This window comes from Streptomyces sp. Root1310 (genome assembly GCF_001426425.1).
In the GTDB taxonomy this organism is placed as follows: Bacteria; Actinomycetota; Actinomycetes; order Streptomycetales; family Streptomycetaceae; genus Streptomyces.
This window is the reverse complement of sequence record NZ_LMEQ01000003.1, coordinates 286,468-312,112: the sequence shown is the minus strand read 5'-3', so window position 1 is coordinate 312,112 and position 25,645 is coordinate 286,468. Positions and strand designations below refer to the sequence as shown.

The window sequence follows — 25,645 nt, the reverse complement described above, 5'->3', positions numbered from 1 at the left end:
ACCTCTCAGTGTGCGCGGCACCCGGGAAAAGGAACTACTTGCTCAGACCGGGATACAGCGGGTGCTTCTCGGCCAGGGCCGTGACCCGGGCCTTCAGTGCCGCCGCGTCGGCCTCCGTGAACGGGGCCGGCGCCTTCAGCGTCTCGGCGATCACGTCCGCGACCTCGGTGAAGTCCTCGGCGGTGAAGCCGCGGGTCGCGAGGGCGGGCGTGCCGATGCGCAGTCCGGAGGTGACCATCGGCGGGCGCGGGTCGTTCGGGACCGCGTTGCGGTTGACCGTGATGCCGACCTCGTGGAGCCGGTCCTCGGCCTGCTGACCGTCCAGCTCGGACTCGCGCAGGTCGACCAGGATCAGGTGCACGTCGGTGCCGCCCGACAGGACGTTCACGCCGGCCGCGCGGGAGTCCGGCGCGGTCAGGCGCTCGGCGAGGATCTTCGCACCCTCGACCGTGCGGGCCTGACGCTCCTTGAAGTCCTCGCTCGCCGCGACCTTGAAGGAGACCGCCTTGGCCGCGATCACGTGCTCCAGGGGGCCGCCCTGGAAGCCCGGGAAGACGGACGAGTTCAGCTTCTTCGCGAACTCCTTCTTCGCGAGGATGATGCCGCCGCGGGGGCCGCCCAGCGTCTTGTGGGTGGTGGACGTGACCACGTCCGCGTACTCCACCGGGTTCGGGTGGAGGCCGGCCGCGACGAGACCCGCGAAGTGCGCCATGTCGACCCACAGGAAGGCCTCGACCTCGTCCGCGATCCGGCGGAACTCCGCGAAGTCCAGCTGCCGCGGGTACGCCGACCAGCCCGCGATGATCACCTTCGGGCGGTGCTCCTTGGCGAGCCGCTCGACCTCGGCCATGTCGACCAGGCCGGCGTCGTCCACGTGGTAGGCGACCACGTCGAACTGCTTGCCGGAGAAGTTCAGCCGCATGCCGTGGGTCAGGTGACCGCCGTGCGCCAGGTCCAGGCCGAGGATGGTGTCGCCGGGCTGGGCCAGGGCGAACAGGGCGGCCTGGTTGGCGGAGGCACCCGAGTGGGGCTGCACGTTGGCGTACTCGGCGCCGAACAGCTCCTTGATCCGGTCGATCGCGATCTGCTCGGCCACGTCGACGTGCTCGCAGCCGCCGTAGTAGCGGCGGCCCGGGTAGCCCTCGGCGTACTTGTTGGTCAGGACCGAGCCCTGCGCCTCCATCACCGCGAGCGGAGCGAAGTTCTCCGAGGCGATCATCTCGAGCGTGGACTGCTGGCGGTTCAGCTCGGCGTCGACCGCGGCGGCGATCTCCGGGTCGAGCTCGTGCAGGGGCGTGTTCAGGACGGACATGCGTCTACGACTCCTCAGCCGGCGGTGAAGGCGGTGTATTCGTCGGCGGTGAGCAGGTCGTCCTGCTCGCCCGCCGTGCGTACCTTGAACAGCCATCCGCCCTCGAAGGGGGCGGAGTTCACCAGCGCCGGGTCGTCGACGACGTCCTGGTTGACCTCGACGATCTCGCCGGAGACCGGCGCGTACAGCTCGCTGACCGACTTGGTCGACTCCAGCTCGCCGCAGGTCTCGCCCGCGGTCACCGTGTCACCGACCTCCGGGAGCTGTACGAAGACCACGTCACCGAGCGCGTTGGCCGCGTGCTCCGTGATGCCGACCGTCGAGACGCCGTCCTCGGCGACCGACAGCCACTCGTGCTCCTTGCTGTAGCGCAGCTGCTGGGGGTTGCTCATGGCTTGAATTCTCCTGTACGCGGGAGGGTGCTGGTGAAGGGGGGACTGCTGGAAACGCACGTGAGCAGCACGAATGTGCGCAGGGTCACGCGCGGGCGGGCGTCAACGCGCCCAGTGTCTACTTCTGGCGCTTGTAGAACGGCAGCGCCACGACCTCGTACGGCTCGTGGCTGCCTCGGATGTCCACGCCGACGCCCGTGGTGCCCGGTGCCGCGTGGGCGGCGTCGACGTACGCCATCGCGATCGGCTTGCCGAGGGTGGGCGAGGGGGCACCGGAGGTGACCTCGCCGATCACCTCGCCGCCCGCGACGACCGAGAACCCGGCGCGCGGGACCCGACGACCCTCGGCGACCAGGCCGACGAGGACGCGCGGGGGCTGCGATTCGGCGCGCCCGGCGGCCGCCTCCAGCGCCGTACGCCCGACGAAGTCGCCTTCCTTGTCGAACTTCACCACCCGGCCGAGCCCCGCGTCGAACGGGGTGAGGGAGGTGCTGAGCTCGTGCCCGTACAGCGGCATGCCCGCCTCCAGGCGGAGCGTGTCCCGGCAGGACAGGCCGCAGGGCACCAGCCCGGCGCCCTCGCCGGCCTTGGTCAGCGCCTGCCACAGCTCTACGGCGTGCTCCGGCCGTACGAACAGTTCGAAGCCGTCCTCGCCGGTGTAGCCGGTGCGCGCGATGAGGGCGGGGACGCCGGCGACGGTGCCGGGCAGCCCGGCGTAGTACTTCAGGCCGTCCAGGTCGGCGTCGGTGACGGCGGCGAGGATGCCGGGGGACTCGGGGCCCTGCACGGCGATCAGCGCGTAGGCGTCGCGGTCGTCGCGGACCTCCGCGTCGAAGCCCTCGGCCCGCTCGGTCAGCGCGTCCAGCACGACCTGCGCGTTGGAGGCGTTGGCCACCACCATGAACTCGGTGTCGGCCAGCCGGTAGACGATCAGGTCGTCCAGGATGCCGCCGTCCGCCCGGCAGATCATCGTGTAGCGGGCGCGGCCGGCCTTGACCGCCCCGATGTTGCCCACCAGGGCGAAGTCGAGCAGGGCCGCGGCCTGCGGGCCGGTGACGGTGATCTCGCCCATGTGCGACAGGTCGAAGAGCCCGGCCCTGGTGCGGACGGCGTGGTGCTCGTCGCGTTCGGAGCCGTAGCGCAGGGGCATGTCCCAGCCGGCGAAGTCGGTCATCGTCGCGCCGAGCGCGCGATGCACCGCGTCCAGGGCGGTGTGGCGCTGCTGGGCGGTCTGGTCGGATGCGGGGTCGGTACTGCTCATCGGGCGTTCGTCTCCCAAGGCATGACGGCACGGCGAGGTCGTTCCTCCCCATCTGTCATCGGAACCTGAGAGGTTCGCCATGACGGCCCGCGACGGGATCGTTCATGACTTGCACCTTGGGTGGGGCCACTGGAGACAGCGGCCCGCTTTTCAGATGTGCCTCGCCCGCGCGGTAACGGGGCCTGAGAGATTCAAGGGAGGGACTTGCTCCTTCGGCGCCCCAGCGAAGCTGCTGCTGAGGACTCTCCCGCGCGGATTCAAACGGCCGGTATGCAGTTGGCGCGGCCATCATTGCACGGCTCGCCCCGATCACGGCAGGCCGCATCTGTAACCGGCTTGTGTCGCTACGCGTACGAAATCGCCGGGCGCGGCGCATTACCTTCTCTTTACGCTCGGTGGGGATGAGAACACCATCTGACCCCAGGGGAGGACGATCACGGTGAACAGGACGACCAGGGCAAGGTCCACGGCATTCGCGACCGGCTCGGCGATCGCGCTGCCCGCGCAGCCCGTCGCCCCGGTCCGGGAGGCGTGCGGCCCGCGGCCGGCGCCCGTCGTCCGCGACCTGCGCGAGCGGGCCGGCCGCAGCCCGCACGGCCTGCTCTTCGGTCCCCGTGACCTGGTCGTGGTCACCGGTCTGCCCGGCAGCGGCAAGTCCACCCTCATGCGGCGGACCGTGCAGGGCATCCGCGTCGACTCCCAGGACACCCGGGACCGCTGGGACGCCCGCGCCCCCCGCTTCCTGCCCTACGGCCTCTACCGCCCGCTCGTCCGGATCGCCCACTACGCCGGACTGCGCCGGGCGCTGCGCGGCGGCGAGGGCGTCGTCGTGCACGACTGCGGTACGCAGGCCTGGGTCCGTGACTGGCTGGCCCGCGAGGCCCGCCGCCGCGGCGGCACCCTCCACCTGCTGCTGCTGGACGTCACCGCGGACACGGCGCTGGAGGGGCAGCGCGAGCGCGGCCGGGGCGTCTCCCGGTACGCGTTCCTGCGCCATCGCCACGCGGCCGCCCGGCTGGCGCGCTCGGTGGAGAAGGGCCGGCTGCCCGCGGGCTGCGGCTCGGCGGTGCTGCTCGACCGCGCGGCGGCCGACACACTGCGCCGCATCGGTTTCACCGGCTGAGGGCTCGGGCGCGACCCCCGGTACCCGCTAGCCTTTCAGCCACAGCGAAGTGAGCGGTTCTCAGCAGGCGGTAGGCAGATGGATTTCCCCCCGGCCAACTTTCCGACGGACTTCTCCGCGGACTTTCCGGCGCAGGCACACCCCCATCCGCACGGCGGATGGCCCGGCAACGAGCTGGAGGAGGTGCTCTCCGTCTCCCTCGGCGTGCCGGGAGCCGGCGGCCGGATCGTGGAGGTGCTCGGACGCAGCTTCGTCTGGGTGCCGCTGCCCGGCGGCGGCGGCCCGCACAGCGGCCCCCTCGACCTGCCCACCATGGAGATCGAGGGCCAGGTCTACGTGCCGGTCTTCAGCTCCGAGGAGCAGTTCCGGCAGGTCGTCGGCTCGCACATGTCGTTCACGATCGCGCCGGCGGTGGAGTTCGCCCGGGGGCTGCCCCCGCAGGTGGGCATCCTGGTGAACCCGGACGGCGTGGTCGGTGTCCCGCTGCCCCCGCCCGCCGTGGCCGAGCTCTGCCGGGCGGGCCGCACCCCGCTGGACGGCACCGCGGCCGGGGGGCGGGTCCGCCTCTACGAGCCCGACTGGCAGGACGACCCGATGGACTTCCTGGCCGCGGCCGCGGCCGAGTTCGAGGCCACGGGCGTGGTCCGCACGGCCCGCCGCTGCCTGGCCGCCATCGAGACGGCGGACCCGGTGATGTTCGTGGGCGTGGAACTCTCCCGGCTGGAAGGCGACCTGAGGGCCCTGCCGCTGGAGGCCCTGGGCAGGGCTCTGGGCAGGACCTCGGCCCCCTGGCCGGTCAACCTGGTCCTCCTGGACGTCGCCCAGGACCCGGTGGGCGACTGGCTGACAGCCCGCGTCCGCCCCTTCTACACGAGGGACCGGTGAACCCGGCCGAGGGGCGCGGGGCCGTACCCGGATGCGGCCCCGCCGCGGGGCGCGCCCGGCCACGCACGATCCGCAGCCCGAAGATCACGGCAAGCCCCGAGCTCTCAACGGCCGGACCGGCGGAGCGCCTAAGCTGGACTCCGATGCGGGGCAACTTCTCGAAGGGGCGATAAAAAGTGAGCGCTGGCACTGCCGCGACCGGCTCGGTCGAGCACATGCTGCGCCAGGTCACGCCCGGGCGCTACGACGCCTACGAGGCGCTCCTGCGCGCGCTCGCGACCCCCTCCTCCGGCCAGGTCTGGATGCTGCTGTGGCACGGCCAGGCCGGCTCCCCGGACGCCCAGTACGGAAACATGGAGGTCGAGGGGCACGGCTACGCGCCCTGCGTCACCTCCGCCCAGGAGCTCAGCGCGAGTGGCTGGAACAGGTCGTACGAGGTCGTCGACGGGCTGGACGTGGCCCGCACGCTCTACCCCGACCACTACGGCCTCTGGCTGAACCCGCACGCCCCCGGCGGCGGGGTCGGCATCCCGTGGCTGGACCTGCGCCGGATCGCCACCGGTCTGGAGCGCCAGCCGGCCGGCCCGCTGCGGCTTTCCGAACCGGGCATCGAGATCCCGCAGTTCTACGCCCTGCTCGCGCAGAACGCCCACCGTACCCCGGCGGTGCGCGCGTTGCGCCGCGCCTGGGTGCAGCCGGCGCTCGGCGCGCCCTATCTGGCCATCGGGCTCGACGTGTACGACTCCTCGCCGCCGGCCGTGGACGCCGTGCGGGCGATGATGCAGCAGTCCATCGGTGCCGTGCCGGACGGGCTGCCGGTGTCGACGGTCGCCATGACGGACGAGTACGACCCCGTCGTGATGTGGATGCGTGCCACCGCCCGGCCCTTCTACGACCGCGAGGCGCACGCCCCTGCCCCGGCCCAGGCTCCGGCCGGCGGCTACGGCTATCCGCCCACCGGACGTTACTGACGTCCGAAACGGGTCCCGCCGCGGAGTGGGGGCCGAATGTCTTCGCGCGTAGATGGCGACGATATAGACCGGTTTTGTCCGATCTGCCCCAATAAGTCAGTGTCCGGGGGGCGTTACCCGCCGTCCGGATAACGGAACCCCTCTACCCGGATCACGTTTACGCATCCATTCACTGCCAAGTCTGGCAACAGATCGCCAAAGCGTTGAAGACTCCCGCTCCAGGGGACTTATCCCCTGCGTATTACGGACTGATCACGCCGCTACAGCGGCAAGTGCGGGCCGGCTACCGCCGGTTGAGAGGGGTCCCTGCCAGATGACGGCACCATTGCACGAGCCGACCGCGGAAGCGGCCCCGAGCGCGGCCGAGGAAGCGTCGGTCGCCACCAGCGGCGCCAAGGCCGTTCAGGGCCGTTCCCTGGGCCGGATCGCCTGGGAGCGCCTCAAGCGGGACAAGCTCGCCCTCACGGGCGGCGTCGTCGTGCTCGTCCTGGTCGTGGTCGCGCTTCTCGCGCCGGTCATCACCGGGCTGCTCGGGCAGGACCCGAACGAGTACCACGAGAACCTCATCGACCCGCTCTTCGGAACGCCCACGGGCTCCCTGGGCGGTCTCAGCGGCGACCACCTGCTCGGTGTCGAGCCGGTCAACGGCCGCGACATCTTCGCCCGCATCCTCTACGGCGCCCGGATCTCGCTGCTGGTCGGTTTCCTGTCGGCCGTAGTCGCGGTGATCCTCGGAACGGTGCTGGGCATCCTCGCCGGCTTCTTCGGCGGCTGGGTCGACTCCCTCATCAGCCGGGTGATGGACGGTCTGCTCGCCTTCCCGCAGCTGCTCTTCATCATCGCGCTGGTCTCCGTCATGCCGAACGACCTGCTCGGCCTCTCCGGTTCGAGCGTGCGTGTCTTCGTGATGATCCTGGTCATCGGCTTCTTCGGCTGGCCCTACATCGGACGCGTGGTGCGCGGCCAGACGCTCTCGCTGCGAGAGCGCGAGTACGTCGAGGCCGCCCGATCGCTGGGCGCGGGGCGGCTCTACATCCTGTTCAAGGAACTGCTGCCCAACCTGGTCGCCCCGATCGTCGTCTACACGACGATGATGATCCCCACCAACATCCTCACCGAGGCGGCGCTCAGCTTCCTGGGCGTCGGTGTCAAGCCGCCCACCGCCTCGTGGGGGCAGATGCTCTCGAGCGCGATCGACTACTACGAGTCCGACCCCATGTACATGGTGGTCCCGGGTGTGGCGATCTTCATCACCGTGCTGGCCTTCAACCTCTTCGGTGACGGCGTCCGGGACGCGCTGGACCCGAAGGCCTCGCGCTGATCCGCCCCGTCGGGGACCAGCGAACACAGCGAGCCGCAGAACCGCCGAACACACGGCGCCCCAACCGTCCCGTGGTCTTCACACGGGGTATCTCTCATCTATCCGGAGGATCCGAGATCGTGACTACCCAACGCACCTCAGGGCGGCGGAAGCAGGCATTTGCCGCTGCTGCCGCGGTCGCCGCGCTGCTGACCACGGCGGCGTGCGGCGGCGGTGGAGACGACGGCGACAAGGGCTCGAGCTCCGGTGCCGCCGGCTTCGACGCCGCGAACAACAAGGTCGCCCAGGCCTCCGCCGCCAAGAAGGGCGGCACGCTGAAGTTCGGTGCCGCGCAGGATGCCGACTCGTGGGACACCACGCGTGGCTACTACGGCATGATGTGGAACTTCGCGCGCTACTACAGCCGTCAGCTCGTCACCAACAAGGCCGAGCCGGGCGCTGCGGGCGCCGAGGTCACTCCGGACCTCGCCACCGAGACCGCGAAGGTCACGGACGACGGCAAGACCTACACGTACACCCTGCGTGACGGCATCACGTGGGAGGACGGCAAGCCGATCACGTCCAAGGACGTGAAGTACGGCATCGAGCGCGTGTGGGCGCAGGACGTGCTGTCCGGCGGTCCGACGTACCTGAAGGACGTGCTGGACCCCAAGGGCGAGTACAAGGGCCCGTACAAGGACACGTCCGCGGACAAGCTCGGTCTGAAGGCGATCGACACGCCCGACGACAAGACCATCGTCTTCCACCTCCCGCAGGCCAACTCGGACTTCGAGGAGATGCTGGCCCTGGTCTCGGCCTCGCCGGTCCGCCAGGACATGGACACGAAGGCCAAGTACGGCCTGAAGCCGTTCTCCTCGGGCCCGTACAAGTTCGCGTCCTACAGCCCGGGCAAGGACCTCAAGCTGGTCCGCAACACTTCCTGGAAGCAGGCCTCGGACCCGATCCGCAAGGCCTACCCGGACCAGATCACCATCAAGTTCTTCTCGGACGCCAACCAGCTCGACCAGCGTCTGCTCAGCGGTGACCTGGACCTCGACCTGAACCAGACCGGCATGTCGCCGCAGGGCCGCACCACCGCCCTGAAGCAGCACAAGGCCAACCTGGACAACCCGGTCACCGGCTACGTCCGCTACGCGGTCTTCCCGCAGAGCGTCGCGCCGTTCAACAACATCGAGTGCCGCAAGGCCGTCATCCTCGGCGCCGACCACGTGTCGCTCCAGACCGCCCGCGGTGGTCCGGTCGCCGGTGGCGACATCGGCACCAACATGCTGCCGCCGTCCGTCCCGGGTGCCGAGGGCCAGAAGTACGACCCGTACGAGATCTCCGGTGCCAACAAGAGCGGCAACGAGGCCAAGGCCAAGGAGGCCCTGAAGGCCTGCGGTCAGCCGAACGGCTTCAAGACCACCATCGCGGTGCGTAACAACAAGCCGGTCGAGGTGGCCACCGCCCAGTCCCTCCAGGCGTCGCTGAAGAAGATCGGCATCACCGCCGAGATCGACCAGTACGACGGCTCGCAGACCGCCGGCATCATCGGTAGCCCCTCGAACGTGAAGAAGAAGGGCTACGGCATCATCATCATGGGCTGGGGTCCCGACTTCCCGTCCGTGCAGGGCTTCGGTCTCCCGCTGTGGAGCAGCAAGTACATCTCCGAGAGCGGTAACAACAACTACGCGCTCATCAACGACAAGACGATCGACGGTCTGTTCTCGTCGTACGTCACCACGCTGGACGACGCCGGCAAGACCAAGATCGCCACGGAGATCAACCACAAGGTGATGGAGGGCGCGTACTACCTGCCCTTCGTCTTCGAGCGGTTCCTCAACTGGCGCTCGGACAACCTGGCGAACGTCTACACCACCGACGGTTACAGCGGTCAGTACGACTTCGTCAACCTCGGCCTGAAGAACCCGAAGAAGTAGTCCCGGCACACCCGCCGAACGGCACGAAAGGCAGGTGAAGGCCGGCGCGGCGTGATCGCGGGTCACTGGACACAATCCGGTGGCCCGCGGTCCGCGGCGGGCCGAGAGCTGTGCTCGCTTACCTCATCAGGCGGCTGTTCGCCGCCGCAGTGATGCTCGTGGTCATCGTCATGGTGGTCTTCGGCATCTTCTTCCTCATCCCCAAGTGGGCTGGCGTAGACATCGCCTTGAGCTTCGTGGGCAAGCAGGCCGACCCTGCCGCCGTCGAGGGTGTGCGCGAGAAGCTGGGCCTGGGCGACCCGATCTACGCCCAGGTCTGGGAGTTCTTCAAGGGCATCTTCGCCGGCCGGACCTACACGGGCGGTGGCGATTCCATCCACTGCGCCGCCCCGTGCTTCGGCTACTCCTTCCGCAGTGAGCAGGCCGTCTGGCCGGTGCTGACCGACCGCTTCCCGGTGACCCTGGCGCTCGCGCTCGGTGCCGCCGTGCTGTGGCTGATCTTCGGTGTCTCGGCGGGCGTGCTCTCCGCGCTCAAGCGGGGCAGCCTGTGGGACCGCGGCGCGATGGTGGTCGCGCTCTCGGGTGTCTCCCTCCCGATCTACTTCACCGGCATGATCGCCCTGTCGATCTTCGTGTACGGACTCGACCTGTTCGACGGGCAGTTCGTACCCCTGGAGGACAGTCTCAGCGGCTGGTTCGGCGGGATGATCCTGCCGTGGGTCACTCTCGCGTTCCTGTACGCGGCCATGTACGCCCGCATCACCCGGGCCACCATGCTGGAGATCCTGGGCGAGGACTACATCCGCACCGCCCGCGCCAAGGGCCTCAAGGAACACACCGTCATCGGCAAGCACGCCATGCGCTCCACGATGACCCCGCTGCTGACGATGCTCGGCATGGACCTCGGCGCCCTCATCGGCGGCGCGATCCTGACCGAGACGGCGTTCAACCTGCCCGGCCTCGGCCAGGCGGTGCTCAACGCCATCAAGAACCAGGACCTGCCCGTCATCCTGGGCGTCACCCTGATCACTTCTCTGGCGGTGCTCGTCGCCAACCTCGTGGTGGACATCCTGTACGCCGTGATCGACCCCCGAGTGAGGCTCTCATGACCGAACTCAGCAAGAGCGGAGCGGCCGTGGGCGAACCCACCCCCGCCTCGCCCGCGCCGACCGCCTTCCTCGAAGTGCGCGACCTCAAGGTGCACTTCCCGACCGACGACGGTCTGGTCAAGTCCGTCGACGGGCTCAGCTTCCAGCTGGAGAAGGGCAAGACCCTCGGCATCGTGGGCGAGTCCGGTTCCGGCAAGTCGGTGACCTCGCTCGGCATCATGGGCCTTCACACCGCCGGCCAGTACGGCAAGCGCAAGGCCCAGATCTCCGGTGAGATCTGGCTGGACGGCACCGAACTGCTGTCCGCCGACCCGGACCACGTGCGCAAGCTGCGCGGCCGCGAGATGGCGATGATCTTCCAGGATCCGCTGTCGGCACTGCACCCGTACTACACGATCGGTCAGCAGATCGTGGAGGCCTACCGGATCCACCACAACGTCGACAAGAAGACCGCCAAGCGCCGCGCGGTCGAGATGCTCGACCGGGTCGGCATCCCGCAGCCGGACAAGCGGGTCGACAGCTACCCGCACGAGTTCTCCGGCGGTATGCGTCAGCGCGCGATGATCGCGATGTCGCTGGTCAACAACCCCGAACTGCTGATCGCGGACGAGCCGACGACCGCCCTGGACGTGACCGTCCAGGCGCAGATCCTCGACCTCATCCGCGACCTCCAGAAGGAGTTCGGCTCCGCGGTCATCGTGATCACCCACGACCTGGGCGTCGTCGCCGAACTCGCCGACGACATCCTGGTGATGTACGGCGGCCGCTGCGTCGAGCGGGGACCGGCCGACAAGGTGTTCTACGAGCCCCGGCACCCCTACACCTGGGGTCTGCTCGGTTCGATGCCGCGGCTGGACCGCGAGCAGCAGGAGCGCCTGATCCCGGTCAAGGGCTCCCCGCCCTCGCTGATCAACATCCCGTCCGGCTGCGCCTTCAACCCGCGCTGCCCGTACGCGGACCTCCCGAAGGACAACGTCACCCGCACCGTCCGGCCCGAGCTGGCCGAGGTCGGCAGCCGGCACTGGGCCGCCTGCCACCTGGGCACGGAGCAGCGGGAGCGTATCTGGACCGAAGAGATTGCGCCGAAGCTGTGAGTGACGACGAGAAAGCGGTGAAGATCCCCGCGCAGGCCCAGGGCCCGACGCAGGGCGCGACCCTCACCAAGGACGCCGCCCCCGGCGAGGTCCTGCTGAAGGTGACCGGCCTGCAGAAGCACTTCCCGATCAAGAAGGGCCTGCTCCAGCGGCAGGTCGGGGCGGTGCACGCGGTCGACGGCATCGACTTCGAGGTCCGCTCCGGCGAGACGCTCGGCGTCGTGGGCGAGTCCGGTTGTGGCAAGTCCACGATGGGCCGGCTGATCACCCGGCTGCTCGAACCGACCGCGGGCAAGGTCGAGTTCCAGGGCAAGGACATCACGCACCTCGGGGTGAGCGGCATGCGTCCGCTGCGCCGCGATGTGCAGATGATCTTCCAGGACCCGTACTCGTCGCTGAACCCGCGCCACACCATCGGCACGATCGTCGGCGCTCCCTTCAAGCTCCAGGGCGTCGAGCCCGAGGGCGGCATCAAGAAGGAAGTGCAGCGGCTGCTGTCGGTCGTGGGTCTCAACCCCGAGCACTACAACCGCTACCCGCACGAGTTCTCCGGCGGTCAGCGTCAGCGCATCGGCATCGCCCGCGCGCTCGCGCTGAACCCGAAGCTGGTCGTGGCGGACGAGCCGGTCTCGGCGCTCGACGTGTCGATCCAGGCCCAGGTCGTCAACCTGCTCGACGACCTCCAGCAGGAGCTCGGCCTCACGTACGTGATCATCGCGCACGACCTCTCGGTCGTCCGGCACGTCTCGGACCGCATCGCGGTGATGTACCTCGGCAAGATCGTGGAGCTGGCCGACCGCGACCTGCTCTACAAGTCGCCGATGCACCCGTACACCAAGGCGCTGATGTCGGCGGTGCCGATCCCGGACCCGCGGCGCAAGCACGCCAAGAGCGAGCGGATCCTGCTCAAGGGCGACGTGCCCTCGCCGATCTCGCCGCCGAGCGGCTGCCGGTTCCACACCCGGTGCTGGAAGGCGACCCAGGTCTGCAAGACCACGGAGCCGGCCCTCGTCGAGCTGCGGACGGGTCAGCAGGTCGCCTGCCACCACCCGGAGAACTTCGAGGACCAGGCCCCGCAGGACACCGTCCTGCTGACCGCCGCGAAGGAGGCGGCGGAGCTGGTGGCCGACGAGGTGCTCGCGGAGTCGGCGGAGACGTCGGCCGCGGTGGCGGCGGAAATCGCGGCCGAAGCGGCTGCCGAGCCCGCCGAGACCATCGTGACCGCCGAACCGGCCGAGGTCGCCGAGCCGGCTGAGGTCGCCGAGCCGGCCGGGGATGCCGAGGTCACCGGGGATGCCGAGGCGGCGGCCGACGAGGCCGCGTCGGAGGCTTCCGGTGAGGACGCTCCGGCCAAAGAGAAGTAAGTAACACCGAGCCCCCGCCTTGCAATGTAAGGCGGGGGCTTCGTGCTGGGTGAGAATGTAGGGGTGCTCCAGCAAATCTTCAGCCCCTCCGTCCAGCACACGCTCGACCTGATCGGCATCTTCGTCTTCGCCATCTCGGGCGCGCTGCTGGCCGTCCGCAAGAACTTCGACGTGTTCGGCATCGCCATGCTCGCCGAGGTCACCGCGCTGGGCGGCGGAGTCTTCCGGGACCTGGTCATCGGGGCCGTGCCCCCGGCGGCCTTCACGGATCTGGGGTACTTCCTCACCCCGCTGCTCGCCGCCCTCCTGGTCGTCTTCCTGCACCCCCAGGTGGAGCGCATCCAGACGGGCGTCAACGTCTTCGACGCGGCCGGCCTCGGCCTGTTCTGCGTGACGGGGACGACGAAGGCGTACGACTACGGCCTCAACCTCACCGCGTCGGCCGCGCTCGGCCTCGCCACCGCCGTCGGCGGCGGTGTGCTGCGCGACGTGCTGGCCAACGAGGTGCCCTCGCTGCTGCGCTGGGACCGCGACCTCTACGCGGTCCCCGCGATCGTCGGCGCCACCATGGTGGTGCTCTGCATCCACTACGACGTGCTCACCCCGCTGGCCAGCGGGGTGGCCGCGGTCACGGCCTTCGTGCTGCGGCTGCTCGCGATGCGGTTCCACTGGCGAGCGCCGCGTGCTTGGAATCGGCGCTCGACGGTACGCGAGGAGTAGCCGCCTTCGCCTTCCCCCTCCCCTTCCCGTCGGGGGTCACCGGGCGCTGCCCCAGCTGGGTGGTCAGCCAGCGGAACGCCGGCACGACCTGCGGCCGCCACAGCGCCATGGTGTGGCCGCCCGCCCCGCTCGGGATGTAGACGACGTGCACGGCCGTCGGCGCCTTCGCCTCCCGTCGCAGGGCCAGGGCGGCCTCGTAGCCGTCCTTCGGCTGGCCGGAGAGGTAGAGGGCCACGGGCGGCGGTACGGGGGCCCCGCGCAGCAGCAGGTAGGGGTTGTTGGCCCGGCGCAGGGCGGGGCTCTGTGCGGCGAGGGAGTCGGGCTCGCCGATCGGGTCGCTGTACCCGGACAGACTCACGGCCGCCCGGAAGCGGTCCGGGTGGGCGACGGCGAGCTTGGCCGCGCAGTGGCCCCCGGCGGAGTACCCGGCGACCGCCCAGCCCTTGGGCGCGGGCTGGACCCGGAAGTTGTCCCTGACCATCTTCGGTACGTCGATGCTGAGCCAGCTGTCGGCGTTGACGGTGCCCGGGACGTTGGCGCAGCCCGTGTCCACGCCCGGCAGCAGTGTGGTGCGCGGCGCGACCAGGATGAAGGGGGCGACCTTGCCCGCGCGCATCAGCGGTGCCAGCTGCTCGTGCACGTGCAGCGTCCCGTACCAGGACTTCGCGGAGCCCGGGTAGCCCGGCAGCAGCTCCACCACGGGGAAGGAGCGGTGCGCGTAGGCGGGCTCGTCGTACTGCGGGGGCAGCCAGACGTAGACCTCGGCGTTGACGCCGGAGACCCGGCCCTCGAGCTGGGTGACGCGTACCCCGCCCGCCGCGTGCATGCCCGGCCCCTCGGCCCGGGTGAACGTCTGCCGGACCCTGGGCAGCCGGTCCAGCGCGATCCCGCCGGTGCCGTCGGCGCCCAGGTCGGCGGCCTGCTGCACATGGGTGCCGGTGCCCAGCAGGTCGTCCCAGGTGTCGTACAGGCCGTTGGCGTTGTTGACCAGGGTGAAGACCAGGGCCACGGCCGTGCCCTGGGCGAACAGCAGCATCACCGTCCGGGTCGCGGCGCGCAGGACCCGCGGCCCGCGCAGCCGCGACCACATCAGCAGCGGCAGCGCGACGGCGACCACGGACAGTGCGATCAGGGTGTAGAGGAACGGAGTCCCGGTGAGGCTCATGTCCTTGCAGAGGGGAATCAGGGCGTCGAGGTTACGGACGAGTTCGGACACTTACCAAGAAATTGCCGACCGCTCACCCGAACCGGTCACCGATGAGACCCGAATCGGTCATGAGCGGGCTCGATCCGTTCATCCGGCCGTAGCGCGCTCGCCGTAGGGTCGCAGCAACCAAAGCTACCGCTTAGTAATGGGCTGTTGTACGGTTCAGGCATGCCAGAAGCAGCTACCGCGGCGGCCGAGTCGGCCTCCATCGCCCTCGTCACGGCCCCGACCGGAGACGATGAGTTCGAGTTCGACCGCGACACCGCGCTCACCCGGCGCGCGCCCGGCGTCTACGACATCGACCTCTCGGCCGGCTGGACGATCATCAGCGCCGTCAACGGCGGCTACCTTCTCGCCGTCCTCGGCCGCGCGCTCGCGGACGCCCTGCCGCACCGCGACCCGTTCACGGTCTCGGCGCACTACCTCACGGCGTCCCAGCCCGGCCCCGCGGTCGTCCGCACGGACGTCGTGCGCACCGGCCGTACCCTCTCCACCGGCCAGGCCTCGCTCTTCCAGTACGACGAGAACGGCGCCGAGGTCGAGCGGATCCGGGTCCTCGCCTCCTACGGCGACCTGGACTCCCTGCCGGACGACGTCCGTACGACGGCGAAGCCGCCCGCGATCCCGCCGATGGAGCAGTGCTTCGGCCCCGAGGACGGGCCGGCGCCCGTCGACGGCAGCTCCGCGATCGCAGACCGCCTGATGCTCAAGCTCGACCCCTCGACCCTCGGCTGGGCGCTCGGACAGCCCTCCGGCAAGGGCGAGATGCGGGCCTGGTTCGGTCTGAAGGACGGCCGCGAACCCGACCCGCTCTCCCTCCTCCTCGCGGTGGACGCGCTGCCGCCCACCGCCTTCGAGATCGGCCTGCGCGGCTGGGTCCCCACGGTCGAGCTGACGGTCCACGTGCGCTGCCGTCCGGCACCGGGCCCGCTGCGCGTCGCCATCACCACCCGCAACCTCGCGGGCGGCTTCCTGGAGGAGGACGCCGAGGTCTGGGACAGCGCCGACCGACTCGTCGCACAGTCACGGCAGTTGGCCCGGGTCAGGCTCGGCTGAGCCCCGGCGCGCGGGGGCTTCTGTCACGGAGCTGTACCAGCGCGCCGACCGGTCCGCCTGGGTGAACTCCCAGGTCAGAAAGGTTTCTTGAGAAGCGCTTTACCTGATTGACAGGCGGGGGACAGAGGGGCCCCAAGGAAGGCCTAAGCGCCGTTGGTTGAGTTCCGGTCTCAGGTTCTCCTCATCGTCTCCGGAGCTGTTTCTCATGAAGCGTGCGCTGATGCCCGTCCGTCTCGTCCCCGCGGTGGCGCTGCTGGCGCTCTCGCCCCTCGCCCTGGTGGCCTGTGGCTCGGGCGACTCCTCCTCGAGCAGCGGGACGTCCGCCCAGCAGTCCTGTCAGCCGCCGTCCGGCAACCCGTCGGGCATGCCGAGCGGCGCTCCCTCGGGCGCCCCGTCGGCCGCGCCGACCGGTGCTCCCTCGGGGCAGCCGACGGGCACCCCGACCGGCATGCCCACCGGCACGCCGACCGGTGTCCCGTCGGGCATGCCGAGCGGCGGTCCCGGTGGCGGCCAGGGTGGCCCCGGCGGCGGCCAGGGCGGCGGCTGCGGCGGTCCGGGCGGCGGCCAGGGGCAGCAGGGGCAGCAGGGCTGACGGCGGTCCGACCACAGGGGCGGCGCACCCGGCAACGGGCGCGCCGCCCCTGCGGCGTACGGTCCTCGCCGGCGACCGGGTGCGTCGAGGGGCCGTCAGTCCAGCCAGTGCCGGCGGCCGATGCTGATGAGCCGCATCTGGCGGGCGGCGAGCAGGCCGACCCGCTCCCGCTCCTCCGGTGAGGACTCCAGCGCCTCCAGGAACAGCGAGGCCGTGACGAGCATCTGGTCGACGTAGAGGTGCGAGAGCATCAGCAGGTCGTCGTCGCTCCACCCCTCGGCCTCGGCGTCCTTGGCCAGTTCGGTCTTCACCTCATCGGCGAACCGGGCCAGTTGGTCCCGGATCGCCTCCCGCACCGGCTGTACCCCGCCGTGTCGCTCACGGGCGATGAAACGGACGGGTGCGGGGTACGCGGTCACATGACCGGCGATCAACTCGACAGCGCGCGCTATGCGTTCCTCGCTCGTGCCGTCCGCGGTCACGGTGGTGCGGATCATCGGGTGCAGGCTGCCCAGCGCCTCCTCGACCAGGGCCACGCCCAGATCCGCGGTGGAGCGGAAGTGGCGGTAGAAGGCGGTCGGGGCGACCCCTACGGCACGGGTGACCTCGCGCAGCCCCAGGCTGCTCAGGCTCTGCTCCTCCAGCAGCACCAACGCCGCGTCCATGAGCGCCTGCCGGGTCTTCTGCTTCTGGGCCTGCCTGATGCCGAGGGTGTGACTCATGTCATCCAGTTAACAACTGTTCTCTGGAATTGGAAAGCCGGGGTACACGCTAGACTCAAGAGTCAGTGAACAAGTGTAACCACAACTGTTCACCCAAACTTTACGGAGGGGGATCCGATCCCATGCTGTTCCTCGTTGCGGCCCTGCTGCTGTTCGGCGTCGTCATGGGCACCGTGGCCCACGCGCCGTTCGAGTTCACCCTCGTCGCCGCCGCCGTGATCGCCGCCTGGCTGGGCGTCTTCGCGCTCCGCGAGCGCCACGGCCGCCGTCGGCACACCTCGACCCACTGACCCGTCGCACTTTCCTCCACAGGAGCTGACCAGCCATGCAACTCACCGCACCGGCCACCCGCCGCACCGGCATCCGGGACACCGACGGCATGGCCGTCGCGTCCTTCATCCTCGGTCTCCTCGGCCTGCTCGTCCTCAACGTCTTCCTCGGCCCGATCGCCATCGTCCTGGCGTCGGTCGCCCTGTGGCGCGGCACGGCCCGCCGCGGGCGCGCCTTCCTCGGGCTCGGTCTGGGCATCGCCGACCTCGTGGTCCTGGTGGCGTTCATGCAGGCCGACTCGACGGTTTCCTGGAGCTTCTGACCGTCCGGGCTCACCTGCCAGCGAGGCGCGCCACCCCACCCCCGTAGAATCGGGGCCACCATGGCATACCTCGACCACGCCGCGACCACGCCGATGCTCCCCGAGGCGGTCGAGGCACTCACCGCGCACCTGGGCGTCACCGGCAACGCCTCCTCCCTCCACGCGGCCGGCCGGCAGGCCCGCCGTACGGTCGAGGAAGCCCGGGAGACCCTCGCGGACGCGCTCGGCGCCCGTCCCAGCGAGGTCGTCCTCACCTCCGGCGGCACCGAGGCCGACAACCTCGCGGTGAAGGGCCTGTACTGGTCCCGCCGTGACGCGGACCCGGCCCGCACCCGAGTCCTGGCCAGCCCGGTCGAACACCACGCGGTCCTCGACGCCGTGCACTGGCTCGGCGAGCACGAGGGCGCCACGGTCGAGTACCTGCCGGTCGACTCCTACGGGCGGGTCCACCCCGAGGCGCTGCGCGAGGCCATCGCCCGCGACCCCCACGACGTGGCGCTGGCCACCGTCATGTGGGCGAACAACGAGATCGGCACGATCCTGCCGGTTCGTGAACTGGCCGATGCGGCATCCGAGTTCGACGTCCCGCTGCACGCGGACGCGGTCCAGGCCTTCGGTCAGGTCCCCGTCGACTTCGCCGCCTCCGGCCTCGCCGCGATGACGGTCTCCGGCCACAAGATCGGCGGCCCGTACGGCATCGGTGCCCTGCTCCTCGGCCGGGAGTACACCCCCGTACCCGTGCTGCACGGCGGCGGCCAGGAGCGCCATGTCCGCTCCGGCACCCTCGACGTCCCCGCCATCGCCTCCTTCGCGGTCGCCGGACGCCTCGCCGCCGAACAGCGCGAGTGGTTCGCCCGCGAGATCGGCGCCCTGCGCGACGCGCTGATCGACGCCGTCCGTACGGCCGTCCCGGACGCGATCCTCGGCGGGGACCCGGTGGACCGGCTCCCGGCCAACGCCCACTTCACCTTCCCGGGCTGCGAGGGCGACTCCCTGCTGCTGTTGCTCGACGCCCAGGGCATCGAGTGCTCCACCGGCTCCGCCTGCACCGCCGGCGTCGCCCAGCCCAGTCACGTCCTGCTGGCCACCGGCACCGACCCGGACCTGGCCCGCGGCACGCTGCGTTTCTCCCTCGGCCACACCTCCACCGAGGCCGACGTCGAGGCGGTCGCCAAGGCCATCGGCCCGGCGGTGGAGCGGGCGCGCGCCGCGGGACTGACGTAACCCGGGAGGCCTCCGGGCTCCGGGCTCCGGGCTTCTCGGCATCCGGGCTTCTCGGCTTCCGGGCTTCTCGGCTTCCGGGCTTCTCGGCTTCTCGGCTTCCCGGCCTCTCGGCTTCCCGGCCTCTCGGCTTCCCGGCCTCTCGGCTTCCCGGCTTCCCGGCTTCCCGGCTTCCCGGCTTCCCGGCCTCCGGTGTCCGCCGCGCCGTCCGTGCCGGTCGCGTCCGCTCCACTGTCGACACTCGGCTCGAATCTTAGGGTCAGCTGTCTAAAATGCTGCTAGGTGTCGACAGTTGATGGCGGCTGGGCTACCTGCCGGTGCAGGTTCCCGCCCAGTCCTGTCGACAGAAGGCCACCCCATGACCGTCGAGTCATCGCGTGAACGCCACGTCACCCGACGGCGGTCGCCGCCGCGCCGAAGGCGAGGCGGGTGTGTTCAAAGGCGGCTGCCAGGCACCCTCTCCACCATGGACCTGGCCCGGGTGCGCCGGGCCAGGGGCTGCCGCCGGCACTTCCACTGCCGGCGGCAGCCTGCCCGGGAGGCCGGCGCGAGGGCTAGCCGTCCGTGACCATGAGGGCCGCCATCATGCCCTCGTCCTCGTGCTGGAGAAGGTGGCAGTGGAGCATGTACATGTACGTGTCGTCGGTGAAGTCGGTGAACTTCATCGCGATCTTGATGGAGCCGCCGCCGACCACCTCGAAGGTGTCGAACCAGCCGAGGTCGACGCCGGTCGGCGCCTCGCCGTTGATCTCGATCACCTGGTAGGGCACGTCATGCAGATGGAACGAGTGCTCCAGCTGCGTGCTGTTGGTGATCGTCCAGACCTCCTCGGCGTCCAGGGTGGTGCTGATCATCGCCATCCCGGCCATGGTGGTGCCCACCGAGCCGTTGATCGTCATGGTCCCGCCGGTGCCCTGGCCCAGGGTGATCGTCCGCGCGGTGAAGTCGCTCGTGTCGTAACGGGTGATGGTGTTGAGCGTGCTCGGCAGGGCGGCCGGGGTGTCGGTGGCGTCCGGGGTCACGGTCAGGAAGTCGTACGTGCCGCTTCCGCCGCGGATCCAGCCGGTGGTGACGACGGCCTGGAGCGTGACCGCGTCCTCGAGGTCGAGGACGAACTCGGCGCGGGCGCCGGCCACCAGCCGGATCGTGGTCACCTCGGTGGCCTCGGTGAGATAGCCCTGGTCGGTGGCGATCTGGGTGAGCGTCCCGCCGTCGCCGCGCTGGACGGTCATGATGTCGGCGGGGGACGCGTTCAGTACCCGGAAGCGGGTGCGCTTCCTGGTGGCGGTGAAGCCGAGGGTGGTCGAGTCGACGTTGGTGCCGTTGACCAGCACCGGGAAGCTGACCCCGGAGCTGCGGTAGCCGGCCGCCTCGTACTTGATGTCGCCGGCGCTGTCGACCGCCAGACACTGCAGGATAATCGGGATGTCGTCGACGCCGTACTCGCCCGGCAGCGCGGCCGAGACGTCCGAGTCGTCCTCCACGATGATCATCCCGGCCAGGCCGTGGACGACCTGCTCGGCCGTGGTGCCCAGGGCGTGCGGGTGGTACCAGAGGGTCTTGGCCTCGTCGAGGACCTCGAAGGTGGGCGACCAGGTCACGCCGTCCGCGAAGGCGTTCTGCGGGCCGCCGTCCATCTTGGGCGGGATGTGGGCGCCGTGGAAGTGGACCGAGGTGTCCGCGCCCAGGGTGTTGGTGAAGTTCATCAGGACCGTGTCGCCCGCGGTCCATTTCATGGTCGGGCCGAGGTACGAACCGTTGTAGCCGGCCGTGGTGCTGGTGACGCCGGAGAGCACCTCGCCGGTGCCGGTCTTCGCGGTCAGGGTGTAGGTGGTGGTGCCGTCGGTGGTGGTGGCCTCCAGCAGGTCGGGGATGGTGAGGGTGCCCGTGGCGTCGGCGGCGGACGCCTTGTTGCCGTTGCCGCCCGTCAGCAGCGAGAAGGTGACCCCGGCGGTCCCGACGGCGGCCAGTCCGGCCGCCCCCGCCATGCCGCCGAGGAACTTGCGCCGGTGCAGGCCCTTGCCGTGCCCGCCCTTGGTCTCGCCGCTCTTGGTGTGGCGCTCGTCCTTGGCGCCGCGGTCGCTTCGCGCGTGGGCGCCCTTGCTCTGCCGTCCCGCGCCGGAGGCGGGATCCGTGGTGTGGGTCATGGCCGTGGAGCCTCGGGCCAAGGCCTATGTGAAGACTGGGTCCAACATAGGAGTGGGCCGAGGAGGCTGTGCGGCCCCCGTGCACCCCAACTCCCTTGAAGAAAAGCCAAGTTGGTGGAACGCAGGTCATGTTCGGGGTGCGGGACACATCGGACGGTCTGCTCTCATCAACTGTTCACGATTCTGAGCACATGTGACTTGTATCACGTTGCCGGTGCTCGGGTGGCTGTGGGCGTGGCCGTGGCCTGCGCCTCCCGCACGAGCCGCAGATACCGATCCCAGTCCCAGTGCTCGCCCGGGTCGGTGTGATCCGTGCCCGGCACCTCCACATGTCCGATGATGTGCTCGCGGTCGACGGCTATGTCGTACCGCCGGCAGATCGCGGCGGTCAGCCGGGCGGAGGCGGCGTACATCGCGTCCGTGAAGTCCTTCGGCCGGTCCACGAAGCCCTCGTGCTCGATGCCGACACTGCGCTCGTTGTAGGCGCGGTTGCCCGCGTGGTACGCCACGTCCAGCTCCCGGATCATCTGCGTGACGTGCCCGTCCTTGCCGACGATGTAGTGGGCGGCCGCCTTGTGCCCCGGGTCCTCGAACGCCTTCACCGCGCTGCCGAGGTCGCCCTGTGTGACATGGACGACCACCATGTCGATCCCGTAGTCGTCCGGCCGGTCCGCCCAGCGGAAGTTCGCCTCCGACGCCGCCACCCACCGGGCGCCCCGGAAGTCCACGGCGCCTTCCACCCGCTGCCTGCGCACGCCCGGCAGCCGCCAGTACAGCCGCGCCAGTTCCTCGCGCGCGAGCACGCCCGTACCGACGGCGGCCGCCGCCCCGCCGATCAGCAGGGCCCGCCGCCCGATCCGCCGGTCGGAGTCGCTCTTCCCGTCCCCCATGTCCGTGCCCTTCGTCGCCCCTTGTGATCGTCAACGGATACTCGCGGGCTCCGGTTCCCGAGGACCCGTACCCTGGAAGCGTTATGACTGAGACCTCGCAGCGCTCCCGCCCCCTTCGCGTACTCGCCGCCATGTCCGGCGGGGTCGACTCCGCCGTCGCCGCCGCCCGCGCGGCCGAAGCCGGCCACGACGTGACCGGCGTCCACCTCGCGCTCTCCGCGAACCCGCAGTCGTTCCGCACCGGCGCGCGAGGCTGTTGCACCATCGAGGACTCCCGCGACGCCCGCCGCGCGGCCGACGTCATCGGCATCCCGTTCTACGTCTGGGACCTCGCCGACCGCTTCCGTGAGGACGTCGTCGACGACTTCGTCGCCGAGTACGAGGCCGGCCGCACCCCCAACCCCTGTCTGCGCTGCAACGAGAAGATCAAGTTCGCCGCGCTGCTCGACAAGGCGCTGGCGCTGGGCTTCGACGCGGTGTGCACCGGCCACTACGCGAAGGTCCTGGTCAACGAGGACGGCACGCGCGAGCTGCACCGCGCCTCCGACATGGCCAAGGACCAGTCGTACGTCCTCGGCGTCCTCGACGACCGGCAGCTCGCCCACGCGCTCTTCCCCCTGGGCGACACGGTGACCACGAAGGACGAGATCCGCGCGGAGGCCGAGCGCCGGGGCCTGGCGGTCGCCAAGAAGCCCGACTCCCACGACATCTGCTTCATCGCCGACGGCGACACCCAGGGCTTCCTCGCGAACCGGCTGGGCAGGGCCGAGGGCGACATCGTCGACGAGTCCGGCGCCAAGGTGGGCACCCACGAGGGCGCGTACGGCTTCACCATCGGCCAGCGCAAGGGCCTGCGCATCGGCACCCCGGCCGCCGACGGCAAGCCGCGCTACGTCCTCGACATCTCCCCGGTGAACAACACGGTGACGGTCGGCCCGGCCGCCTCCCTGGACGTCGCCGCCCTGACCGCGATCAGGCCCCGCTGGTGCGGCGCCGCCCCGACCGGCCCCGGCACCTACACGGCCCAGCTGCGCGCCCACGGCGGCGAGACCGAGGTGCGCGCGGAACTCGTCGACGGCACCCTGGAGGTCACCTTCACGGAGCCCGTCCGGGGCGTGGCCCCCGGCCAGGCGATCGTGCTGTACGACGACACGCGCGTGGTGGGCTCGGCGACGATCGCTTCCACGGTGCGGGCGACGGCCGGGGTGTCCTGACCGTCAGTCGCGCGACCCGAGGAACTCCGCCAGCACCGGCGCCAGCACGTTCGGGTCCACCATGTGGGTCTGGCCCTCGAGCACGCGGTAGGTGCCGTCCGCTGCCGCGTCCGCGACGGCACGCGTCGCCTCGCGCAACCACGGCGGACTGGCCCCGCCCGCGGCGGCGAGCACCGGGACCGCGATCGAGGCCAGCCGTTCCCGGGGCGGCGCACCGCCGCCCATGACGGCGTCGTCGTAGGCGAGGGTCGGCGCGACGGCCTCCATCCCCTCCCACATGGGTGACTGACGGGCGCCCCGGATCATCTCCTCGGCCAGCCCCGTCAGTCGCAGGAACAGCTCGACGGCGTCCCCGCGCCGCCCCTGCGCGAGCGCCTCGGTGAGGTCGGCCGTGTAGGCGGCGCGTCCCCGCGTGCCCTCCTCGTCCAGGGCGTACGGCGTCTCGTACACGGCCACCCGCCGCACCGGCAGCCCGGCGGCTGCCGCCTCCAGCACGAGCGCGCCGCCCGAGGAGATGCCGTAGAGCGCCGCCTCGCCGCCCGCCGCGTCGATGAGGGCCGCCAGGTCCTCGACCTCGCGTTCCACCGCGTACGGCGCCGTGTCGCCGCTCTCGCCACGGCCCCGGCGGTCGTACCGGAGGACGGTGAAGCGGTCCGCGAGCAGGCCGGCCAGGGGCGCCATGGTGCCGCCCGTGGACATCGCCCCGCTCACCAGGATGACCGCGGGCCCCTCGCCGACGCGTGCGTACGCGAGTTCGGTGCCGTCGCGCGAAATCGTCTTCTTGTCCATGCCCATGCAGACTGCCGCACGGCACGGCGGTCATCGGCCTACGACACCTCCGCTTGCGGCACTTCCGCCTCCGAGACCTCCACTTCGTAGAAGCACATGTGGTTCCTGATCTCGGCGACGTCGGGCTTGGGGTCGGGATAGCCCCAGACGAGGTCCGCCGCGTCCGGCAGCGACCAGTAGGAGGCCGTCCCCTTGAAGGGGCAGTACGTGTGAGTGTCGGAGGGGGTCAGCAGGTCGAGCCGTACGTCCTCGGCGGGGATGTAGTACCGCACCGGACAGCCGGTCTCGCGCAGGGCGAGCGCCCGGTCGGTCTCGGCCAGCACGTGGCCCCCGTGGACGACCCTGATGTGCCGGCCGTCCCGCTCGATGGTGATCGTGTGTCCTCGGGTCATGCCGGAACAGCGCCCGCGGGTCTCCGGTTCTTCCCGCGTACGGTGGCCGCATGCGTATCTGCGTCTTCCTCTCCGCCGCCGACCTCGACGACCGTTACACCCGCCCCGCGCGCGAGTTCGCCGAACTCCTCGGCAAGGGCGGCCACACCCTCGTGTGGGGCGGCTCCGACACCGGCCTGATGAAGGTGGTCGCGGACGGCGTGCAGGAGTCGGGCGGCAGGCTGTGCGGGGTGTCCGTGGACTTCCTCGCCGCCAAGGCGCGGGCCGGGGCCGACGAGATGGTCGTCGCGCGCGACCTCGCCGAGCGCAAGCGGCTCCTCCTGCAGAAGTCCGACGCCGTCGTGATCATGGTCGGCGGGACGGGGACGCTGGACGAGGCGACCGAGATCCTCGAACTGAAGAAGCACGGACACACCGACAAGCCGGTCGTCCTGCTCAACACCGCGGGCTTCTACGACGGTCTCAAGGAGCAGTTCCGGCGCATGGAGGACGAGGGGTTCCTGCCCCGCCCCCTGACCGACCTGGTGTTCTTCGCGGAAGAGCCGGTCGGCGCCCTCGCCCACCTGGAGGCCGTGACATCAGCGGCCACCGCCGCGGGGCAGGGCGTCGCGTGACTCCTAGGTGATGCGAGCATGGCGGGCATGGCTACTCATGTGATCACCGGAGCCGGTTCCGGCATCGGCGCGGCCGTCGCCCGCCGTCTGCACGCGCGCGGGGACGAACTCGTGCTGCACGCGCGCGACGCGGGCCGCGCGAAGGAACTGGCGGCGGAGTTTCCCGGGGCCCGGACCCTGGTCGGCGACCTGGCCGAGCCCGCCAAGCTGAGCTGGGCCTTCTCCCACCAGACCCTGCCCGACCGGGTGGACTCCCTCCTCCACATCGCGGGCGTGGTCGACCTGGGGCCGGTCGGCGACCTGACCCCGAAGTCCTGGCGTCACCAGCTCGACGTCAACCTGATCGCCCCGGCCGAGCTGACCCGGCACTTCCTGCCCCAACTGCGGGCCACCCGGGGGCACGTGGTCTTCGTGAACTCCGGGGCGGGCCTGCGGGCGAGCGCCGACTGGTCGGCGTACGCCGCCTCCAAGCACGGCCTGAAGGCACTGGCGGACGCGCTGCGCGCCGAGGAGCACGGCAACGGAGTCCGCGTCACCTCCGTCTACCCCGGCCGCACCGCCAGCCCCATGCAGGCCAAGGTCCACCAGCAGGAGGGCAAGGAGTACGACCCGGGGGAGTGGATCGATCCCGAGTCGGTCGCGACGACGATCCTGATGGCCCTCGACCTGCCCCGGGACGCGGAGGTCAACGACCTGACGGTGCGGCCGGGGCGATGAGACCGCCCGCGGGGGCGTGGC

General features: G+C 70.6%; 26 protein-coding genes and 1 riboswitch. Of the genes, 17 read left to right on the top strand and 9 right to left on the bottom strand.

Translation table 11 applies throughout. The features are described from left to right. Nucleotides 1-34: 34 nt before the first annotated feature. The 3 genes from glyA to gcvT all read right to left on the bottom strand — a co-directional run bounded on the left by glyA (nt 35) and on the right by gcvT (nt 2,965). Nucleotides 35-1,312: a serine hydroxymethyltransferase gene (gene glyA, locus ASD48_RS12430; RefSeq protein WP_057601607.1), complete on the bottom strand. Its 1,278-nt coding sequence runs from the start codon at nt 1,310-1,312 to the stop codon at nt 35-37. Nucleotides 1,313-1,326: 14 nt separating this feature from the next. Further along, complete coding sequence (gcvH, locus tag ASD48_RS12425; protein WP_020131386.1) at nt 1,327-1,704, bottom strand: glycine cleavage system protein GcvH; 378 nt, start codon at nt 1,702-1,704, stop codon at nt 1,327-1,329. A gap of 118 nt (nt 1,705-1,822) precedes the next feature. Next, the gene (gcvT, locus tag ASD48_RS12420; RefSeq protein ID WP_057601606.1) at nt 1,823-2,965 is read right to left on the bottom strand and encodes a glycine cleavage system aminomethyltransferase GcvT; all 1,143 of its coding nucleotides are present in this window, start codon (nt 2,963-2,965) and stop codon (nt 1,823-1,825) included. 160 nt (nt 2,966-3,125) lie between these two features. Then, a riboswitch (glycine riboswitch) is annotated at nt 3,126-3,225 on the bottom strand. 173 nt (nt 3,226-3,398) lie between these two features. Here gcvT and ASD48_RS12415 point away from each other — a divergent pair. From ASD48_RS12415 to ASD48_RS41770, 9 genes are all read left to right on the top strand, one after another. Continuing rightward, nucleotides 3,399-4,088 (top strand): AAA family ATPase, encoded by a 690-nt coding sequence (locus ASD48_RS12415; protein WP_057601605.1) that lies wholly within the window; start codon nt 3,399-3,401, stop codon nt 4,086-4,088. Between the two features lie 78 nt (nt 4,089-4,166). Further along, entirely contained in the window at nt 4,167-4,973 is an 807-nt protein-coding gene (locus ASD48_RS12410; RefSeq protein WP_057601604.1) for an enhanced serine sensitivity protein SseB, read from the top strand. Between the two features lie 215 nt (nt 4,974-5,188). Then, complete coding sequence (locus tag ASD48_RS12405; RefSeq protein WP_020131390.1) at nt 5,189-5,944, top strand: enhanced serine sensitivity protein SseB C-terminal domain-containing protein; 756 nt, start codon at nt 5,189-5,191, stop codon at nt 5,942-5,944. Between the two features lie 313 nt (nt 5,945-6,257). Then, nucleotides 6,258-7,265 carry an ABC transporter permease gene (locus ASD48_RS12400; RefSeq protein ID WP_057601603.1) on the top strand — a complete coding sequence of 336 codons (1,008 nt, stop codon included), beginning with the start codon at nt 6,258-6,260 and terminating at the stop codon, nt 7,263-7,265. 119 nt (nt 7,266-7,384) lie between these two features. After that, nucleotides 7,385-9,184, top strand: a complete 1,800-nt coding sequence (locus tag ASD48_RS12395) for an ABC transporter substrate-binding protein (RefSeq protein ID WP_057601602.1) — start codon at nt 7,385-7,387, stop codon at nt 9,182-9,184. Between the two features lie 110 nt (nt 9,185-9,294). Further along, nucleotides 9,295-10,293: an ABC transporter permease gene (locus tag ASD48_RS12390; protein WP_057601601.1), complete on the top strand. Its 999-nt coding sequence runs from the start codon at nt 9,295-9,297 to the stop codon at nt 10,291-10,293. Continuing rightward, nucleotides 10,290-11,387, top strand: coding sequence for an ABC transporter ATP-binding protein (locus ASD48_RS12385; RefSeq protein ID WP_057601600.1), 1,098 nt, complete (start codon nt 10,290-10,292; stop codon nt 11,385-11,387). Before ASD48_RS12390 ends, ASD48_RS12385 begins: the two co-directional genes overlap by 4 nt. Beyond that, entirely contained in the window at nt 11,384-12,751 is a 1,368-nt protein-coding gene (locus ASD48_RS12380) for a dipeptide ABC transporter ATP-binding protein (RefSeq protein WP_079073736.1), read from the top strand. Before ASD48_RS12385 ends, ASD48_RS12380 begins: the two co-directional genes overlap by 4 nt. 63 nt (nt 12,752-12,814) lie before the next feature. After that, nucleotides 12,815-13,471, top strand: coding sequence for a trimeric intracellular cation channel family protein (locus ASD48_RS41770; RefSeq protein ID WP_079073735.1), 657 nt, complete (start codon nt 12,815-12,817; stop codon nt 13,469-13,471). Here ASD48_RS41770 and ASD48_RS12375 read toward each other — a convergent pair. Beyond that, nucleotides 13,380-14,636: an alpha/beta hydrolase-fold protein gene (locus ASD48_RS12375; protein ID WP_057601646.1), complete on the bottom strand. Its 1,257-nt coding sequence runs from the start codon at nt 14,634-14,636 to the stop codon at nt 13,380-13,382. The two genes, ASD48_RS41770 and ASD48_RS12375, sit on opposite strands and share 92 nt — an antisense overlap. 210 nt (nt 14,637-14,846) lie before the next feature. Between ASD48_RS12375 and ASD48_RS12370 the strand changes: the two genes are divergently transcribed. Together ASD48_RS12370 and ASD48_RS12365 are read left to right on the top strand one after the other, a co-directional pair. Beyond that, nucleotides 14,847-15,734, top strand: coding sequence for a thioesterase family protein (locus ASD48_RS12370; RefSeq protein ID WP_057601599.1), 888 nt, complete (start codon nt 14,847-14,849; stop codon nt 15,732-15,734). A gap of 205 nt (nt 15,735-15,939) precedes the next feature. Continuing rightward, nucleotides 15,940-16,326, top strand: coding sequence for a PT domain-containing protein (locus ASD48_RS12365; RefSeq protein ID WP_057601598.1), 387 nt, complete (start codon nt 15,940-15,942; stop codon nt 16,324-16,326). Between the two features lie 95 nt (nt 16,327-16,421). On the opposite strand, the gene ASD48_RS12360 is transcribed toward ASD48_RS12365, so the two are convergent. Then, a complete protein-coding gene (locus tag ASD48_RS12360) occupies nt 16,422-17,048 on the bottom strand; it encodes a TetR family transcriptional regulator (protein WP_057601597.1) in 627 nt (208 codons plus the stop codon). Between the two features lie 122 nt (nt 17,049-17,170). Between ASD48_RS12360 and ASD48_RS44715 the strand changes: the two genes are divergently transcribed. Genes ASD48_RS44715 through ASD48_RS12350 form a run of 3 tightly spaced genes read left to right on the top strand, consistent with a single transcriptional unit; the run spans nt 17,171 to nt 18,864 of the window. Further along, nucleotides 17,171-17,338, top strand: a complete 168-nt coding sequence (locus ASD48_RS44715; RefSeq protein WP_020131401.1) for a hypothetical protein — start codon at nt 17,171-17,173, stop codon at nt 17,336-17,338. Between the two features lie 35 nt (nt 17,339-17,373). Further along, a complete protein-coding gene (locus tag ASD48_RS12355) occupies nt 17,374-17,640 on the top strand; it encodes a hypothetical protein (RefSeq protein WP_057601596.1) in 267 nt (88 codons plus the stop codon). Between the two features lie 60 nt (nt 17,641-17,700). After that, the gene (locus ASD48_RS12350) at nt 17,701-18,864 is read left to right on the top strand and encodes a cysteine desulfurase family protein (RefSeq protein WP_057601595.1); all 1,164 of its coding nucleotides are present in this window, start codon (nt 17,701-17,703) and stop codon (nt 18,862-18,864) included. A gap of 551 nt (nt 18,865-19,415) precedes the next feature. Here ASD48_RS12350 and ASD48_RS12345 read toward each other — a convergent pair. Together ASD48_RS12345 and ASD48_RS12340 are read right to left on the bottom strand one after the other, a co-directional pair. Next, entirely contained in the window at nt 19,416-21,008 is a 1,593-nt protein-coding gene (locus tag ASD48_RS12345; protein WP_057601594.1) for a multicopper oxidase domain-containing protein, read from the bottom strand. Between the two features lie 203 nt (nt 21,009-21,211). Further along, nucleotides 21,212-21,898 carry an N-acetylmuramoyl-L-alanine amidase gene (locus ASD48_RS12340; RefSeq protein ID WP_057601593.1) on the bottom strand — a complete coding sequence of 229 codons (687 nt, stop codon included), beginning with the start codon at nt 21,896-21,898 and terminating at the stop codon, nt 21,212-21,214. Between the two features lie 83 nt (nt 21,899-21,981). Here ASD48_RS12340 and mnmA point away from each other — a divergent pair, with 83 nt between their 5' ends. After that, nucleotides 21,982-23,112 (top strand): tRNA 2-thiouridine(34) synthase MnmA, encoded by a 1,131-nt coding sequence (mnmA, locus tag ASD48_RS12335; RefSeq protein ID WP_057601592.1) that lies wholly within the window; start codon nt 21,982-21,984, stop codon nt 23,110-23,112. Nucleotides 23,113-23,115: 3 nt separating this feature from the next. Here mnmA and ASD48_RS12330 read toward each other — a convergent pair whose 3' ends face one another. Both ASD48_RS12330 and ASD48_RS12325 read right to left on the bottom strand, forming a co-directional pair. After that, complete coding sequence (locus ASD48_RS12330; protein WP_057601591.1) at nt 23,116-23,901, bottom strand: alpha/beta hydrolase; 786 nt, start codon at nt 23,899-23,901, stop codon at nt 23,116-23,118. A 38-nt stretch (nt 23,902-23,939) separates the two neighbouring features. Continuing rightward, a complete protein-coding gene (locus ASD48_RS12325; RefSeq protein WP_057601590.1) occupies nt 23,940-24,293 on the bottom strand; it encodes a DUF427 domain-containing protein in 354 nt (117 codons plus the stop codon). A 50-nt stretch (nt 24,294-24,343) separates the two neighbouring features. Between ASD48_RS12325 and ASD48_RS12320 the strand changes: the two genes are divergently transcribed. Beyond that, nucleotides 24,344-24,907: a TIGR00730 family Rossman fold protein gene (locus ASD48_RS12320; RefSeq protein WP_057601589.1), complete on the top strand. Its 564-nt coding sequence runs from the start codon at nt 24,344-24,346 to the stop codon at nt 24,905-24,907. Between the two features lie 27 nt (nt 24,908-24,934). Next, a complete protein-coding gene (locus ASD48_RS12315; protein WP_057601645.1) occupies nt 24,935-25,624 on the top strand; it encodes an SDR family oxidoreductase in 690 nt (229 codons plus the stop codon). The last annotated feature ends 21 nt before the right edge of the window (nt 25,625-25,645 follow it).